Consider the following 16,381-nt stretch of genomic DNA (forward strand, 5'->3'; position numbering starts at 1 on the left):
CTGAACGCTTCACGCGCCATTTTGGAGGACGCGCCGCAGGCCGTCCTCGTCGAGAATCGCCAACCCGAGCGCCTCGGCCTTCGCGAGCTTCGAGCCGGCATCGGCGCCCGCCACGACGTAATCGGTCTTCTTCGACACGGAGCCGCTGACCTTGCCGCCGTGGGATTCGATCAGCTCCTTCGCGTCGTCGCGGCCCAGGGTCGGCAGCGTGCCGGTGAGCACGAAGGTCTTTCCGCTCGCCGCACCCGACGCCGGCACCGCGGGGGCGCCCTCTTCCCACGTCACGCCGGCCGCACGCAACTGCTCGATGACTTCGCGGTTGTGCGCCTCGGCGAAAAAGCCGGCGATGCTCTGCGCGACGATCGGGCCGACATCGGGTACCTGCTGTAGGCGCTCGACATCGGCGTCCATCAGCGTGTCGAGCGAGCCGAAATAACGCGCGAGGTCCTTCGCGGTCGCCTCACCGACGTTGCGGATGCCGAGCGCGAAAATGAAGCGCGCGAGCGTCGTGTGGCGGCTCTTCTCGATCGCCGCGAGCAAGTTCGCCGCCGACTTGTCCGCCATCCGCGGCAGGTTCGCGAGCTTCACGAGGCCGAGCTTGTAGACGTCGGCCGGCGTACGGACGATGCCGCCTTCGACGAGCTGGTCGACGAGCTTGTCGCCGAGGCCCTCGATGTCCATCGCGCGGCGCCCGGCGAAATGCAGCAGCGCCTGCTTGCGCTGCGCCGGGCAGAAGAGGCCGCCGGTACAGCGCGTGACCGCTTCGTCCGACTGTTTTTGCGCATGCGACCCGCAGATCGGACACGTGCCCGGCATCACGAACGGACGCTCGCCGCCGGTGCGCCGCTCGACGACCGGGCCGACCACTTCGGGAATCACGTCGCCGGCACGCCGCACGATGACCTGATCGCAGATCAGCACGCCCTTGCGCGCGATCTCGTCCTCGTTGTGGAGCGTCGCGTTCGTCACCGTCACGCCGCCGACGAACACCGGCTTCAGGCGCGCGATCGGCGTCAGCGCACCGGTGCGGCCGACCGAGATCCAGATATCGAGCAGCTGCGTGATTTCTTCCTGCGCCGGGTACTTGTGCGCGACGGCCCAACGCGGCTCCCGGGTAACGAAGCCGAGGCGGCGCTGCAGGTCGAAGCGGTTCACCTTGTAGACGACGCCGTCGATGTCGTACGGCAGGCTGTCGCGCATATCCGCGATGCGGTCGTGGAACGCAACCAGCGCACCCGGGCCGAGCGCGACGACGCGGTGTTCGCACACCGGAATGCCGAAGCGCGCGAGCGCATCGAGCATTTCGCCCTGCGTCGCGGGCAAGTCCCAGCCCGCCGTTTCGCCGAACCCGTACGCGAAGAACGACAGCGGACGCTTCGCCGCGATCCGGGGGTCGAGCTGGCGCACCGCGCCGGCCGCGGCGTTGCGCGGGTTCACGAACACCTTCTCGCCGGCGTCGAGCTGGCGCGCATTGAGCTGCTCGAACGCGTCGCGCCGCATGTAGATTTCGCCGCGCACTTCGATCAGTGGTGGGGCTTTACCGTGCAGCTTCAGCGGGATCTGCCGGATCGTGCGGACGTTGTGCGTGACATCCTCGCCGGTCTCGCCGTCGCCACGGGTCGCGGCCCGCACGAGGACGCCGTTTTCGTAGCGCAGGCTGATCGCGAGCCCGTCGAACTTCAATTCACCGAGATACTCGACCGGCGCCCCATCGGGACCGAGTTCCAGCGCGTTGCGCACGCGCGTGTCGAACGCGGCCACGCCGCCGCTGGTCGTGTCGGTCTCGGTGCGAATCGACAGCATCGGGACTGCATGCCGCACCGGGACGAGGCCGGGCATCGCTTTTCCGCCGACACGCTGCGTCGGCGAATCGGAGCTCAGCAGTTCGGGGCGCGTGCGTTCGAGCGCTTCCAGTTCGCGGAACAGGCGATCGTATTCCGCGTCCGGAACCGTCGGCGCGTCCAGAACGTAATACGCGTGGTCGTGGCCTTCGAGCTCGCGGCGCAGCTGCGCCGCGCGCTCGATGTCAGCGGGTGAAGCGACCATCAGACGGAGAACAGCCGCTTCGCGAGCGGGCTGCCCGCGGGCACGTCCAGCCCGGCCATCTGCGCCTGGAAGTGCTGGATCTGCGAGCGGATCACCGCGGCGGCGTCGGGGCCGAACGGCGCGCGGTTGTCGTCGACGACCGTGCCCTGCAGGGCGTCCGCGATCTGCGTGGCCTGTTGCATCATCCGCTCGAACACCGGCACGCCGTTCGCGACGCGCGGGACGTCGATGACGAGCGTCAGACCGCTGGTATGGAGCTGGCGCATCTCTTCGGGCGCGAACAGCGCGGGCTCCATGTTGCTCAATGAATACAGCGTGTTGCCGTTTTCGTCGCGCGCGTGGAACGCGCCGTCGTCGCCGATCGTCATGCCGTGCGCTTCGGCGAGCGCGCGCACTTTCGTGCCGGCGAAAGGCTGGTGCGTCGCGACGACGTTGATGCCGATCTGCACATCCACGCTCGCGCAGAATTCGTCGAGGTCGGTCGCCTTGCGCAGCGTTTCGACCCGCGTCGGCAGGTCGGCCGGCACGGCGAAAAACTGGTCGGCGATACGCTGGACGCCGCCCGAGAAATGCATGAAGTCGTTCTCGCCGATCGCGCCGCGGCGGTCGACGAGCTGCATCGCGACGCAGTACCAGTGGAAGGCGCCGGCCGTGTTAGGCGTCAGCATCCGCCAGACGTTGTCGGCGTCGTCGAACGCGAACCAGCGCACCGCCTTCGAGATGCCCTCGAGTTCCTGATGCTGCGCGGCCCACAGTCGCGGCGCGTCGAGCATTTCGATCGATTCGATGCGGATCACGCAGTCGATGCGCGGGTCCACGACATCGGGCAGACCGGGCGTGACGCGGCGGATCGGATTGTCCTTCGTCTGCCACTGCGTTGCGGCGGGAGCGGCGGGCTCCGGATTCCCGGTCGACGATTCGTCCCACGACGGCTCGATCCGCTCGCCGGAAGGCTGCGCGCCGTCGCGCGGTTCGAGCAGCACATCGCGGTGGTCGGACCGGAACGCCTCCTCCGCCTGCCGGCGGTGCTTGCGTTCCTGCCACTTGTTGTACGCGATGATGCCTGCGACTACGGCCACGCCGAGCGCGGCCAATCCGATCTGCAATTCGCTATCCATCTTCCTTCCTGTTGCGGGTCGCGCCGCGCGGGCGCACTCGTCACCAATTTCGATATGAATACAAAAAACTGCTCCGCATCCCACGGCGCGGGATGCGGTCGGACTCCGTTACTCAGGCTGCTGCAGGCTCGGCGAGGCGCAAAGCCGCTTCGATATCCACTTCCACGACGCGGGACACGCCCTGCTCCTGCATCGTCACACCGACCAGTTGCTGGGCGATCTCCATCGTAATCTTGCTGTGGCTGATGAAAACGAACTGCGTCTGCGACGACATGCGCTTGACCATCTGGCAGTAGCGTTCGGTGTTCGTGTCGTCAAGCGGGGCATCGACCTCATCGAGCATGCAGAACGGCGCGGGGTTGAGCTGGAACATCGAGAACACCAGCGCGATCGCGGTGAGCGCCTTCTCGCCGCCCGACAGCAGGTGAATCGAGCTGTTCTTCTTGCCCGGCGGCTGGGCGACGATCTGGACGCCGGCATCGAGAATCTCGTCCCCGGTCAATACCAGCCTTGCCTGCCCGCCGCCGAACAACTGCGGGAACAGCGTGCTGAAGTGCTGCGTGACCGTATTGTAGGTTTCCTGCAACTGCTCGCGGGTTTCGCGATCGATGCGGCGGATCGCGTCTTCGAGCGTGCCGATCGCTTCGGTCAGGTCCTCGGACTGCGCGTCCAGATAGCCCTTGCGCTCCTGCGCGCTGCGCAGTTCGTCGAGCGCGGCGAGGTTCACCGGGCCGAGCTCGGCGATCTCGCGGGCGAACCGCGCGACTTCGCGGACGAGCGAAGTTTCGCGCAGGTCGGCGCTCAGCAGCAGCGCCAGAGCGGCTTCGTCGGCCTGCGCTTCGGTGAGTCGCTCGTGGAATTGCGCGACGGCGAGCTCCGCGGCCTGCACCGCGAGGCGTAGTTCGGCGACCCGGCCGCGGGCGGGACCGGCTTCGTGCTCGGCGCGCAGCCGCATCTCGTCGGTCTGCTTCAGCAGCGCCGCGGCCTGCTCCAGCGCGTCGCGCCGTCCCGCGAGTGCAGATTCGCGGCTTTGACGAAGGGTCAGGGCCTCCTGGAGCGCGTCGCGGCTGCGCGCGTTGTCGGTCGCGTCAAGTTCCTGGCGACGCGCATCGATTTCGGCGGTCACGCGCTCGATCTGCTCGGCCGCGAGCTGGAGGTTGCGGGCGATGTCGTCGAGCTTGCCGGCGCATTCGCGCTCGGAGAAACGCGCTTCCTGCAATTCGCGCGCGGTCGCCTGTTCGAGCGCCCGCGTCTCGCGCAGCACGTTGTCGCGCTCGGCGAGGACCTCCATCGCGGCGTCCAGCCGTTCCCGCTGCAGTTCCGCGAGCTCGGTGCAGCGCGCCTGCTCCATGTCCACGCGCGTGAGATGCTCGCGCTCGGTCGCTTCGAGGCGTACGAGATCGTCGAGGTCGCGCGCGAGCTGGGTCCGCCGTTCCTCCGCGCGCTGGCGGGCCTGCGTGAGCTTCAGCAGTTCGACCTGTTCGCCATGGATCTGCTGTTGCGTCCTCTGCCCGTCGCGCCGCAGCGCGGCGGCGCGCTCCTGCAGGTCCGCGGCGACCGCTTCGGCTTCGAGCAGCGCGTCGTGCGCGGCCTGCGCGTCGCTTTCGAGCTCCTGCTGCGCGAGCGCGAGCGCATCGATTTCGCGCTGGCGTTCCATGACGCCGTGGGTGCGGCTGTCGGGCGCGTAATGCACGAGCGCGTGGCGGGTCAGGATCTGACCGCGCGGCCCGACGAGGCTCACGCCGGGCGCGAGTTCATGATGGCGTTCGATCCACGGTTCGAGCGCATCGACCGTAAAGCATCCATCCAGCCAGTCGGCGAGCACCGGCCGCAGCGATGGCGTCGCGACGTCGATCCGCTCGATCAGCGGCACGCCGCCCGCATGCACTGCCGGCCTGCTTCGACGGTCGCTGCCATCGACGAACGCAACCGCGAGCGAGCCCGGCGGCGCGTCGTCGACCATCGCCTGCGCCGCGCCGTGCACGTCGCCGGTCAGCGCAGCGAGGCGTTCGCGCAGGACGGCTTCGACCGCGGCCTCCCAGCCCGGCTCGACGCGAAGCTCGCGCCAGACCGGTGGCAATTCGGCGAGCTTGTGGCGTTTCAGCCAGTCGCCGAGCTGCCCCTGCGACTGGACTTTCGCCTGCAACTGCGCGAGCGCATCGCGCCGCGCGCGCAGTTCGGTCAACCGCCGCTGCAGTTGGCGTTCGTGGTCGAGCGCAGCCTTCAGCGCCGCCTGCGCTTCCGGGGCGCGAGCCTGCAGCGCGGTGGATTCCTGCTGGCGCGCGTCGTGCTCGTCGCGGAGCGCGTCGAGCCGGGCTTCCTGCCGCGCGATCGCCGATTCGTCGGGTCCCTCGATCGCCGCGCCGTCGCCAGCGAGCCGTGTGCGGCGCTGGTCGAGCGCATCGAGCGCCCGGAGCGCGCTCGCGCGATTCGCTTCCTCAACCCGCAACTGCTGCTCGGTCTGCCCGAGCTCGCGCCGCGCCGCGGCCGCCGTGGTGTCGGCGGCCTGCCGCGCCGACTCCGCTTCGGGCAGCCGATCGGCGATCTCGAGATGGCGCGCTTCGGCCTGCTCGGCGCGCATCGCGGCGTTGTCGAGCAAGCCGCTCCAGCGCTCGCGGTCGGCGCCCAGCGCTTCCTGCCGCTCGCGCCAGTGCGCCTCGTCGGTCGCGAGTTGCACGAGGCGCGCTTCGAGCCGCTTGCGCGCATCGTCCAGATGGCGCAGTTCGGCTTCGAGCCGCGTGACTTCGGCCGACGCGGTGAAGAGGTCGGCCTGTGCCGCGTGCATGGACTCGGACGCGGCGAAATGCTCGTCGCGCGCGGATTCCACCGCCGCTTCGAGTTCCTGCAGCCGCGCGCTGTCGGACTCCATCTTTGCCGACAGCTGGTTGAGTTCGGTTTCGAGCCGCGTCTGCCCGGCGCGCGCCTCGTTGCGCTTGAAGAGCCACAAAAGCTGCTGGCGTTCGGTATGCGCGGCGGTCAGCTCGCGGTACCGGGCGGCAATGGCCGCCTGGCCTTCGAGGTGCCCGATGCGCTCGCCGAGTTCCATCCGGATGTCTTCGAGGCGCGCAAGGTTGTCGCGCGCGTCCGACAGCCGGCCTTCGGTCTCGCGGCGCCGCTCGCGGTACTTCGTGACGCCCGCGGCTTCTTCGAGGAAGCCGCGCACCTCTTCCGGCCGCGCCTCGATGATGCGCGAGATCATGCCCTGCTCGATGATCGCGTACGCGCGCGGGCCGAGACCGGTGCCGAGGAAGAGATCGATGACGTCCTTGCGCCGGACCTGGACGTTGTTGATGTAGTACGTAGACTCGCCGCTGCGGTCGAGCACGCGCTTGACGGCGACTTCGGCGTAGCGCGACCACTGGCCGGCGGCGCGCCCTTCGCCGTTGTCGAACACGAGCTCGACGCTCGCGCGCGACACCGCTTTGCGCGTCGTCGAGCCGTTGAAGATCACGTCCTGCATCGACTCGCCGCGCAGCGCGCTCGCGCGCGTCTCGCCCAGCACCCAGCGCACCGCGTCGATGATGTTCGACTTGCCGCAGCCGTTCGGCCCGACGACGCCGACGAGACTGCCCGGCGTCAGCACCGTGGTCGGATCGACGAAGGTCTTGAAACCGGCAAGTTTGAGCTTGGACAGACGCACGTCGGAACGGGGGGGCGCTAGGGTCGGGGCTGGCGAAAGCCCGTCATGATACCATCGCCGCCGTATGGGCCTCGCGGCCCGCGCCACGAAATATGCCGGCACAATCAAAGTGAATCCGAACCTCGACCGACTGCAGCCCTACCCGTTCGAAAAACTGCGCGCGCTGTTCCATGGCGTCACGCCACCGGCCAATCGGAGACCGATCCGCCTGTCGATCGGCGAACCGCAGCACGCGACGCCGCCGTTCATCCGGCAGACGTTGATCGAGAATCTCGACGGCCTCGCGAACTACCCGAGCACGCAGGGCAGCGATATGTTGCGCGGGGCGATCGCGGCTTGGCTCCAACGCCGCTTCGGGCTGCCGGGGGTCGACGCGGCGACCCAGGTGCTGCCGGTCAACGGTTCGCGCGAAGCCTTGTTCGCGTTCGCGCAGGCGGTTATCGATCCGCAGCGGCCGAACCCGAAGGTCGTCTGCCCGAACCCGTTCTACCAGATCTACGAGGGCGCGGCGCTGCTCGCCGGGGCCGAGCCGATCTTCCTGAACAACCTGCCCGAAAACCGCTTCGGTTCGGATTTCGATTCGCTGCCCGAGTTGGTCTGGCGCGACGTCCAGCTCGTGTATGTCTGCTCGCCGGGCAACCCGACCGGGCGGATGCTGAGCGAGGATGAATGGGCGCGGCTTTTCGAACTCTCGGACCGTTTCGGCTTCGTCATCGCGGCCGACGAGTGCTACTCGGAGATCTACTCCGACGAGGACGCGCCCCCGGTCGGCGCGATGCAGGCCGCGCACCGCCTCGGTCGCACCGATTTCCGCAATCTCGTGATGTTCTCGAGCCTGTCGAAGCGCTCGAACGTCCCCGGTATGCGCTCGGGCTTCGTCGCCGGCGACGCGAAAGTCCTCCAGCACTTCCTGCGCTATCGCACCTACCACGGCTGCGCGATGAACCCGGCCGTGCAGGCCGCATCCGTCGCGGCGTGGAACGACGAGCAACACGTGATCGAGAACCGCCGCCTCTACCGCGAGAAGTTCGACCTCGTCACGCCGGTCCTCGCGCGCCATCTCGACGTCGGTCTGCCGGACGCGGGATTCTACCTGTGGGCGCGGACGCCGATCGCCGACACCGACTTCGCCCGCCGTCTGCACGCTGAATATAATGTCACGGTTCTGCCGGGCAGCTTTCTTGCCCGCGAAGCGAACGGCGTCAATCCGGGCGCCGGCTTCGTGCGCATCGCCCTCGTCGCCGGCACCGCCGAATGCGTCGAGGCGGCCGAGCGCATCGCAGTCTTCTGCCAAACCTTCCCATAACGGAACCCCCCCATGCAAGAACTGCAAAAGATCATCGACGAGGCGTTCGAAAACCGCGCGAGCCTGTCCCCGTCGTCGGCGCCCGCGACCGTCCGCGACGCCGTCGCTACGGTCATCGACGGGCTCGACTCGGGCCGGCTGCGCGTCGCGGAGAAGATCGACGGCACTTGGACCGTCAACCAGTGGATCAAGAAGGCGGTGCTGATCTCGTTCCGCCTCGCCGACAACGAGGTGATGCCGGCCGGGGCGACGCAGTATTTCGACAAGGTGCCGACGAAGTTCGGCGACTACACGCCCGAGCAGTTCCGTGAAGGCGGCTTCCGCGTCGTGCCGCCGGCAGTCGCGCGCAAGGGCAGCTTCATCGGCCGCAACGTCGTGCTGATGCCGTCCTACGTCAACATCGGCGCCTACGTCGATGAAGGCTCGATGGTCGACACCTGGGCGACCGTCGGCTCGTGCGCGCAGATCGGCAAGAACGTGCACCTGTCGGGCGGCGTCGGTATCGGCGGCGTGCTTGAGCCGGTGCAGGCGGGGCCGGTGATCATCGAGGACAACGTTTTCGTGGGCGCGCGCTCGGAAGTCGTCGAAGGCGTGATCATCGAGGAGAACGCAGTGCTGTCGATGGGCGTCTATATCGGCCAGAGCACGAAAATCTACGACCGCGAGACCGGCGAGGTCTTCTACGGCCGCGTGCCCTCGGGCGCGGTTGTCGTGCCGGGGAGCCTGCCGTCGGCCGACGGCAAGTACAGCCTGTACTGCGCCGTCATCGTCAAGCGCGTCGATGCGCAGACGCGCGCGAAGACGGGCATCAACGAACTGCTGCGCGGCGCCTGAGTTCCGTTCCGCGCGCCCCGCCCGGCGGGAGCGCGGACTCGCTTCGACACTTTTCTTCCCATCGAGACCGTCGCGATGATTTTCGACAAACTGTTCCAGTTGATGGCCGAAAAGCTCGCCTCGGACATCTTCATCTCGGCGGGTGCTCCGATCAACATCAAGATCCAGGGCATCACGATGCCGATCAACCAGCAGGTCATGGAGCCGTCCATGATCAAGCGGATGATCTACGAGATGATGACGCCGGAGCAGATCGAAACCTTCGAGCACGACAAGGAGCTGAACCTCTCGTTCGGCCTGCGCGAACTCGGCAATTTCCGCGTCAACGTGTTCTGGCAGCGGCACAGCATCGGCGTCGTCGTCCGCTTCATCCAGGGCGAGATTCCGACGCTGGAGTCGCTCGGGCTGCCGCCGGTGCTCGCCGAAGTCGTCACCGAAAAGCGCGGCCTCGTGCTCGTCGTAGGCGCCACCGGTTCCGGCAAGTCGACGACGCTCGCGTCGATGATCGACCACCGCAACAGGAACCGCTCGGGGCATATCCTCACGATCGAGGATCCGATCGAATATCTCTTCAAGCACGGCAAGTCGATCATCAACCAGCGCGAAGTCGGGATCGACACGCACAGCTGGCACGATGCGCTGCGCAACGCGATGCGCCAGGCCCCCGACTGCATCCTGATCGGCGAGATCCGCGACCGCGAGACGATGCAGGCGGCGCTCGCGTACTCGCAGACCGGCCATCTGTGCCTCGCGACGCTGCACGCGAACAACGCGTACCACGCGCTGAACCGCATCGTAAACTTCTTCCCGCTCGAAAACCGCTCGCTGCTGTACCTCGACCTCGCGGTCGCGCTGAAGTGCATCATCTCGCAGCGCCTGATCCGCAATCCGGACGGCATGCGCCTTCCGGCGGTCGAGATCCTGATGAATACGCGCCACGTCGCCGAGCTGGTCGAGCGCGGCGAACTCGGCGAGGTCAAGGAAGCGATGCAGCAGAGCCTTGCACCGGGATCGCAGACTTTCGAACAGGACCTCCACCGCCTGTACCGCGAAGGCGTCGTCACCTTCGAAGATGCGTTGGCAAACGCCGACTCGCCGACGAACCTCGCCTGGCTGATCAACAACGCGCAGGTCGGCACGCCAGTCGGCGACGGCGCGAACGACAATGCGCCGGCCGTCGACCTTCCGGCGACGAAACCGGGGGTCGCGTCGTTCAGCGACTTCGCGCTGCACCTCGACGACACGCCGGCGCAGTAATCACGGCAGAAAACCGGATCAGAATGAATCAGGAAACACGAAGGGCCACGTTCGACCTGGCCTGCGAACTCATTTCGCGCCCGTCCGTGACGCCCGACGACCGGGGCTGTCTCGATCTCATCGCGGCCCGGCTCGCACCGCTCGGTTTCCGCTTCGAACGGATCGACGTCGCAGGCGTCTGCAACCTCTGGGCGCGGCGCGGCGACGGCGCGCCGGTGCTCGTGTTCGCCGGTCATACGGACGTCGTTCCGCCCGGCCCGCTCGACGCGTGGGACTCGCCGCCGTTCGAGCCGACGGTGCGCGGCGACCAGCTTTTCGGACGCGGCGCTGCCGACATGAAGACTTCGCTCGCCGCCTTCGTCACCGCGATCGAACGTTTCGTCGCCACGCATCCGGACCACGGCGGCTCGATCGCGCTGCTGCTCACGTCCGATGAGGAAGGCGTCGCGACGCACGGCACGGTCAAGGTCGTCGAGGCGCTCGGGGCGCGCGGCGAGCGCCTCGATTACTGCATCGTCGGCGAGCCGACGTCGGTCGGCATGCTCGGCGACACGATCAAGAACGGCCGCCGCGGCTCCTTGTCCGGCACGCTGCGCGTCAAGGGTATCCAGGGGCACGTCGCCTACCCGCAGCTCGCGCGCAATCCGATTCACGACCTCGCGCCGGCGCTCGCCGAACTCACCACGATCCGCTGGGACGACGGCAACGAATTCTTTCCGCCAACGACCTGGCAGGTGTCGAACATCCATGCGGGCGCAGGCGCGAACAACGTCATCCCGGGCCTGTGCGAAGTGCTGTTCAACTTCCGCTTCGCCTCGGTGAGCAGCGCCGACGACCTGAAGCGGCGCACGCACGAAGTGCTCGACCGCCACGGGCTCGACTACGAACTCGACTGGCACCTGTCGGGCAAACCCTTCCTCACCGGCCGGGGCAAGCTCGTCGCGGCGCTCTCGGACGCGATCCGCGACACCGTCGGCGTCGACACCGAGCTGTCGACGTCCGGCGGCACCTCCGACGGGCGCTTCATCGCCGATATCTGCACCGAAGTCGTCGAATTCGGCCCGGTCAATGCAACGATCCACAAGGTCAACGAATGCGTCGCCCTCGACGCGATCGAACCGCTCTCCGTCATTTACGAGCGCGCGCTCGCCGCGCTGCTATCCCCTAGCCGAGATTGAACATGTCTGACATCCAGCATCATCACGACGATGAACACGAGCACGAACACGAACACGGGCCGCTCGCCGAGCTCGTCACGCTGCGAGACTGGCTGCGCTACGCCGTGACCCGCTTCAACCGAGCGGGGCTGTTCTTCGGCCACGGTTGCAGCGACGCGTACGACGAAGCCGTATGGCTGCTGCTGCATACGCTGGCGCTGCCGCTCGACCGGCTCGAGCCTTTCCTCGACGCGTGCATCACCGGCGAAGAACGCGAAGTGCTGCTCGCGGTGATCGAGCGCCGCACCGAAGAACGCGTGCCGGCCGCGTACATCACCGGCGAAGCCTGGCTCGGCGACTTCCGGTTCCATGTCGATGAGCGCGTCATCGTGCCGCGCTCGTTCTTTGCCGAGCTGCTCGAGGACGGCTTCGCGCCGTGGATCGAAGAGCCGGATGCGGTCGGCGACGTCCTCGACCTGTGCACGGGGTCCGGCTGCCTCGCGATCCTGATGGCACACGCCTTCCCGAATGCGGAAGTCGTCGGCGCCGATCTGTCCGACGACGCCCTCGACGTCGCGCGCCGGAACGTCTCGGACTACCATCTCGAAGATCGCATCGATCTCGTAAAGAGTGACGTGTTCAGCGGACTCGGTGGGCGGACGTTCGACCTGATCATCAGCAACCCGCCCTATGTCACTGACGAAGCGATGGCGGCGCTCCCGGCCGAATACCTGCACGAACCGCGGATGGCGCTTGCTGCCGGTGAAGACGGACTCGACGTCGTCCGGCGGCTTCTTGCCGAGGCGAAGCGCTTTCTCAACCCAGGCGGCATTCTGGCCGTCGAAGTCGGGCATAATCGTTCGCTCGTGGAACAGGCTTTCCCGGACCTTCCGATGGTGTGGCTGTCTGCGCGCGGCGGCGACGACATGGTCTTCGTGCTGCGCGCCGAAGAGTTGCACGGAGCGCACTGACCGCCTGCGGGCGGCAGGCCGACGGAGGCGCCGGTTTCGCCGTTACTCACAGGAAGCAAGCCGATGCCCCTCGAACATTCGATTCTGCTCGTCGAGGACAACCCGGACGACGAGGCGCTCACCTTGCGCGCCTTCGCCAAGAACAAGATCAGGAATCCCGTCGTGGTCGCCCGCGACGGCGTCGAGGCGATCGAGTACTTGCTGGGAACGGGTGCGCAGGCAGGGCGCGACAAATCCATGATGCCCGCGCTCGTGCTGCTCGACCTGAAATTGCCGCGCATGGACGGGCTCGAAGTGTTGCGGCGCGTGCGCGCGGACGAGTACACCGCGCTGCTACCGGTCGTCGTGCTGACGACGTCGCGCGAAACCCAGGACATCCAGGAAGCGTACCGGCTTGGCGCGAACAGCTATATCCGCAAGCCGGTCAATTTCGACGCGTTCATCAAGGCCGTCGAGCAGATCGGCGCGTACTGGCTGTCGCTGAACGAGCCGTCGGACGGGCACGGGATCCCGTCTTACTGAAGCGCCTGTCGCAGATCTCCGTCGGCGACCGGATCGATTCCGCCTCCCGCGTGACCGGGCTGGTGGCGGGATCATCGACGGTCTGAGACGCAGCTTACAGCCGCGCTTCGATGTCCTTCGCGATGCTTTCGGGTTTCGTCGCAGGCGCGTAGCGGCCGACTACCTTTCCTTCCCGATCGATCAGAAACTTCGTGAAATTCCACTTGATCGCCTCGGTTCCGAGGAACCCCGGTGCGCTCGACGTCAGATGGCGATACAGCGGGTGCGCATCTTTACCTTTCACGTCGATCTTCTCGCCGAGCGGGAAGGTCACGCCGTAATTGCGCTCGCAGAAGCTCGCGATCCCCGCCGCGTCGCCCGGCTCCTGGCCGTGGAACTGGTTGCACGGGAAGCCAATCACCGAGAACCCCCTGTCCGCGTACGCTTCGTGGAGCTTTTGCAGCGCGGCGTATTGCGGCGTGAAGCCGCACTCGCTCGCGGTATTGACGATCAGCAGCACCTTGCCGCGGTAGTCCGCGAGCGGCATCGGGCCGCCGTCGAGCCGTCGTGCATCGAAGTCGAACACGCTCGCGGCGGGCATCTCACTCGACCTCGTCGATCCACGTCTGCTGGATCGCCTCGAGCACGCGCTCGCCGCAATGCTTCGGGTCGTCGTCGAACCCGGGCAGCGCCATCACCCAGTTCATCAGGTCGACGAAGTTGATCTTCGTCGGATCGACATCGGGATGGCGTTCGGAGAGCTGAATCGCGATCTCCTGGACCTCGGTCCATTTCATCAGTGCTTGCCCTCCCGGGCCATGTTGATCGTATAGCGCGGAATCTCGACGACGAGCGGCGTCTCGCCGACGACCGCCTGACAGGACAGCCGCGACTGCGGCTCCAGCCCCCAGGCCATGTCGAGCAGGTCCTCCTCGGTTTCCTCGGCTTCGGGAAGACTGTCGAAGCCCTCGCGGACGATGATGTGACAGGTCGTGCACGCGCACGATTTTTCGCACGCGTGCTCGATCTCGACACCGTTTTCGAGGAGGCTGTCGCAGATCGACTTGCCGGGCTCCGCTTCGATCACGGTGCCGTCCGGGCAGAGTTCGACATGGGGCAAAACGATAATCTGTGTCATACCTGGATCTCATCAACCTTGTGGCCGGTCAGCGCCGAGCGGACGCTGCGGTCCATGCGCCGGGCCGCGAATTCGTCGGTGGCGCGGGCGAGCGCGTCGATGCCCTGCTTGATCGCGCGGGGATCATCGCCAGCGGCGAGGCGCTTCAGCTCGGCGACGGCGGCGTCGATCGTCGCGCCCTCGTCGGCGGACAGCAGCGCGCCGTCCTGCTCGAGCGCATGGACCGTCGCTTCGATGACCCGCTCGGCTTCGACCTGCTGCTCGCGTAGCGAGCGCGCGTTCATGTCGTCGCCGGCGTGATCGACGCCCTCGCGCAGCATCCCCGCGATCTCGTCGTCGGTGAGCCCGTACGAGGGTTTCACCAGGACGCTGGCTTCGACGCCCGACGACATTTCGCGTGCCGAGACCGACAGCAGGCCGTCGGCGTCGACCTGGAACGCGACGCGGATCCGCGCCGCGCCGGCCGCCATCGGCGGAATGCCGCGCAGTTCGAAGCGGGCGAGCGACCGACAGTCCTTGACAAGCTCGCGCTCGCCCTGGACCACGTGGAACGCCATCGCGGTCTGGCCGTCCTTGAACGTCGTGAATTCCTGCGCCCGCGCGATCGGCAGCGTCGAGTTGCGCGGCACGACCTTCTCGGTCAGGCCGCCCATCGTCTCGAGACCGAGCGACAGCGGGATCACATCGAGCAGCAGCCAGTCGTCGTCCGACTGCCGGTTGCCGGCGAGCACGTTCGCCTGAATCGCCGCGCCGAGCGCGACGACCTTGTCTGGATCGAGGTTCGTCAGCGGCTCCTGGCCGAAAAAGTCGGCGACCGCGCGCTGGATGTGCGGCATCCGCGTCGCACCCCCGACCATCACGACGCCCTTGACGTCCTCGGGCGCGAGGCCCGCGTCGCGCAGCGCTTTTCGCATCGGCACGACGGTTTTCAGCACGAGGTGCTGCGTGATCTTCGCGAACTCTTCGCGCATGATGACGAGATTCACCTCTTCGCCGCTCGACAGTCGCGCCCTGATCGTCGCCTCATCGCTCGCGGTGAGGTATTCCTTCGCTTCGCGCGCCTTCATCAGCAGGCGCCGCGCGTCCTCGCTCGACGGCGGCTCGATCGCGGCCTGGTCGAGCACCCAGCAGAACAGCCGGTGATCGAAGTCGTCGCCCCCGAGCGCCGCGTCGCCGTTCGTCGCCAGCACTTCGAAAATCCCGCGCGACAGCTTCAGGATCGAGAGGTCGAACGTGCCGCCGCCGAGGTCGTAGATCGCATAGACGCCCTCGGCCGCGTTGTCGAGCCCGTACGCGACGGCCGCCGCGGTCGGCTCGTTGAGCAGACGCAGCACGTTGAGGCCGGCAAGCTTCGCGGCGTCCTTCGTCGCCTGGCGCTGCGCGTCGTCGAAATAGGCGGGCACGGTGATCACGACGCCGGTCAGCGCGCCGCCGAGGCTCGCTTCCGCGCGCGCGCCGAGCACCTTCAGGATCTCGGCCGAGACTTCGACCGGCGTCTTGACGCCCTGCACCGTGCGCAGGCGCACCATCCCCTCGCTGTCGAGGAAGTCGTACGGCGACGACTCGACGTGGGAAACGTCCTTGAGCCCGCGGCCCATGAAGCGTTTCACCGACATGATCGTGTTCTTCGGGTCGGTCGCGTGGGCCGCGACGACCGTGTGTCCGACTTCGATGCGACCGTCGGCGTGATAGCGGACAACCGACGGCAGCATCGAGCGCCCCGCTTCGTCGGCGAGGCATACCGCGATGCCGTTGCGGACGGTCGCGACGAGCGAATTGGTCGTACCCAGATCGATTCCGGCAGCGAGTCGGTGCTTGTGCGGCTCGGTCGACTGGCCGGGTTCAGCGATTTGCAGAAGGGCCATTCAGGTTTCCAGTGCCTCGAGGGCGTCGTCGATCTCGTGTTGGATCTTTTCCATGAACATCAGGCGGCGCACGATTTCGGCCCCCGCATTGAAGTCCTGGCGTTCGTCGATCGCATGTTCGAGTTCATCGAACACCTCGCGCGAATGGTGACGCAGACGTTGATGCAGCTGTGTCAGTTCCTCGCTCTCGCCGGCGGCGCGTGCCTCCTCGACCGCTTCGCGCCACTCCATCTGCTCCATCAGGAACGCGGACGACATCGCGGTGTTGGTGTGCAGGCCGACGTCGATGCCGGCGAGTTCGAGAAGATATTGCGCGCGCGGTAGCGGCTTGCGCAGCGTGCGAAACCCCTCATTGACGCGCGTCGCCCACTGCATCGACAGGCGCTTCTCGACATCCGGAAGACTCGCATAGCGGTCCGGATGCACCTGCCCCTGCAGGTCATGGTAGGCCAGTTCCAGCGCCGCCTGGTCGATGCGGAAGCGGCGCGGAAGGCCGAAGAGCGCGAAGAAGTCCTGCTGAAGATCGATGCTCATGGGGGAAACGCGCC

At 67.1% G+C, this 16,381-nt stretch carries 14 protein-coding genes; 6 read left to right on the plus strand and 8 right to left on the minus strand.

The window, feature by feature from the left end; all coding sequences use genetic code 11:
- Positions 1-9: 9 nt before the first annotated feature.
- From ligA to smc, 3 genes are all read right to left on the minus strand, one after another.
- Positions 10-2,046, minus strand: coding sequence for an NAD-dependent DNA ligase LigA (ligA, locus tag V6M37_RS15800; RefSeq protein ID WP_332674919.1), 2,037 nt, complete (start codon positions 2,044-2,046; stop codon positions 10-12).
- A complete protein-coding gene (locus V6M37_RS15805; RefSeq protein ID WP_332674920.1) occupies positions 2,046-3,164 on the minus strand; it encodes a cell division protein ZipA C-terminal FtsZ-binding domain-containing protein in 1,119 nt (372 codons plus the stop codon). Before V6M37_RS15805 ends, ligA begins: the two co-directional genes overlap by 1 nt.
- A 112-nt stretch (positions 3,165-3,276) precedes the next feature.
- Positions 3,277-6,804 carry a chromosome segregation protein SMC gene (smc, locus tag V6M37_RS15810; protein WP_332674921.1) on the minus strand — a complete coding sequence of 1,176 codons (3,528 nt, stop codon included), beginning with the start codon at positions 6,802-6,804 and terminating at the stop codon, positions 3,277-3,279.
- A gap of 109 nt (positions 6,805-6,913) precedes the next feature.
- Here smc and dapC point away from each other — a divergent pair, with 109 nt between their 5' ends.
- The 6 genes from dapC (at position 6,914) to V6M37_RS15840 (ending at position 12,851) form a co-directional block, all read left to right on the plus strand.
- Positions 6,914-8,110 carry a succinyldiaminopimelate transaminase gene (dapC, locus tag V6M37_RS15815; protein WP_332674922.1) on the plus strand — a complete coding sequence of 399 codons (1,197 nt, stop codon included), beginning with the start codon at positions 6,914-6,916 and terminating at the stop codon, positions 8,108-8,110.
- 12 nt (positions 8,111-8,122) lie between these two features.
- Positions 8,123-8,944, plus strand: a complete 822-nt coding sequence (dapD, locus tag V6M37_RS15820) for a 2,3,4,5-tetrahydropyridine-2,6-dicarboxylate N-succinyltransferase (protein WP_332674924.1) — start codon at positions 8,123-8,125, stop codon at positions 8,942-8,944.
- A 75-nt stretch (positions 8,945-9,019) separates the two neighbouring features.
- Positions 9,020-10,201, plus strand: a complete 1,182-nt coding sequence (locus V6M37_RS15825; protein ID WP_332674926.1) for a PilT/PilU family type 4a pilus ATPase — start codon at positions 9,020-9,022, stop codon at positions 10,199-10,201.
- Positions 10,202-10,224: 23 nt separating this feature from the next.
- Positions 10,225-11,379 (plus strand): succinyl-diaminopimelate desuccinylase, encoded by a 1,155-nt coding sequence (dapE, locus tag V6M37_RS15830; RefSeq protein ID WP_332674928.1) that lies wholly within the window; start codon positions 10,225-10,227, stop codon positions 11,377-11,379.
- 2 nt (positions 11,380-11,381) lie between these two features.
- Complete coding sequence (prmB, locus tag V6M37_RS15835; protein ID WP_332674930.1) at positions 11,382-12,329, plus strand: 50S ribosomal protein L3 N(5)-glutamine methyltransferase; 948 nt, start codon at positions 11,382-11,384, stop codon at positions 12,327-12,329.
- A gap of 63 nt (positions 12,330-12,392) precedes the next feature.
- The gene (locus tag V6M37_RS15840; protein ID WP_332674931.1) at positions 12,393-12,851 is read left to right on the plus strand and encodes a response regulator; all 459 of its coding nucleotides are present in this window, start codon (positions 12,393-12,395) and stop codon (positions 12,849-12,851) included.
- A 94-nt stretch (positions 12,852-12,945) separates the two neighbouring features.
- On the opposite strand, the gene V6M37_RS15845 is transcribed toward V6M37_RS15840, so the two are convergent.
- From V6M37_RS15845 to hscB, 5 genes are read right to left on the minus strand one after another with little or no spacing between them, the layout of a single operon-like run.
- Positions 12,946-13,431, minus strand: a complete 486-nt coding sequence (locus V6M37_RS15845) for a glutathione peroxidase (protein ID WP_332674932.1) — start codon at positions 13,429-13,431, stop codon at positions 12,946-12,948.
- Position 13,432: 1 nt separating this feature from the next.
- Positions 13,433-13,627, minus strand: a complete 195-nt coding sequence (gene iscX / locus V6M37_RS15850; RefSeq protein ID WP_332674934.1) for a Fe-S cluster assembly protein IscX — start codon at positions 13,625-13,627, stop codon at positions 13,433-13,435.
- Positions 13,627-13,968, minus strand: a complete 342-nt coding sequence (gene fdx / locus V6M37_RS15855) for an ISC system 2Fe-2S type ferredoxin (RefSeq protein ID WP_332674936.1) — start codon at positions 13,966-13,968, stop codon at positions 13,627-13,629. The genes iscX and fdx overlap by 1 nt, the downstream gene beginning before the upstream one ends.
- Positions 13,965-15,833 carry a Fe-S protein assembly chaperone HscA gene (gene hscA / locus V6M37_RS15860; RefSeq protein WP_332674937.1) on the minus strand — a complete coding sequence of 623 codons (1,869 nt, stop codon included), beginning with the start codon at positions 15,831-15,833 and terminating at the stop codon, positions 13,965-13,967. The genes fdx and hscA overlap by 4 nt, the downstream gene beginning before the upstream one ends.
- Complete coding sequence (gene hscB, locus V6M37_RS15865) at positions 15,834-16,367, minus strand: Fe-S protein assembly co-chaperone HscB (protein WP_332674939.1); 534 nt, start codon at positions 16,365-16,367, stop codon at positions 15,834-15,836.
- Positions 16,368-16,381 lie beyond the last annotated feature (14 nt).

This window comes from Aromatoleum sp. (genome assembly GCF_036675785.1).
In the GTDB taxonomy this organism is placed as follows: domain Bacteria; phylum Pseudomonadota; class Gammaproteobacteria; order Burkholderiales; family Rhodocyclaceae; genus Aromatoleum.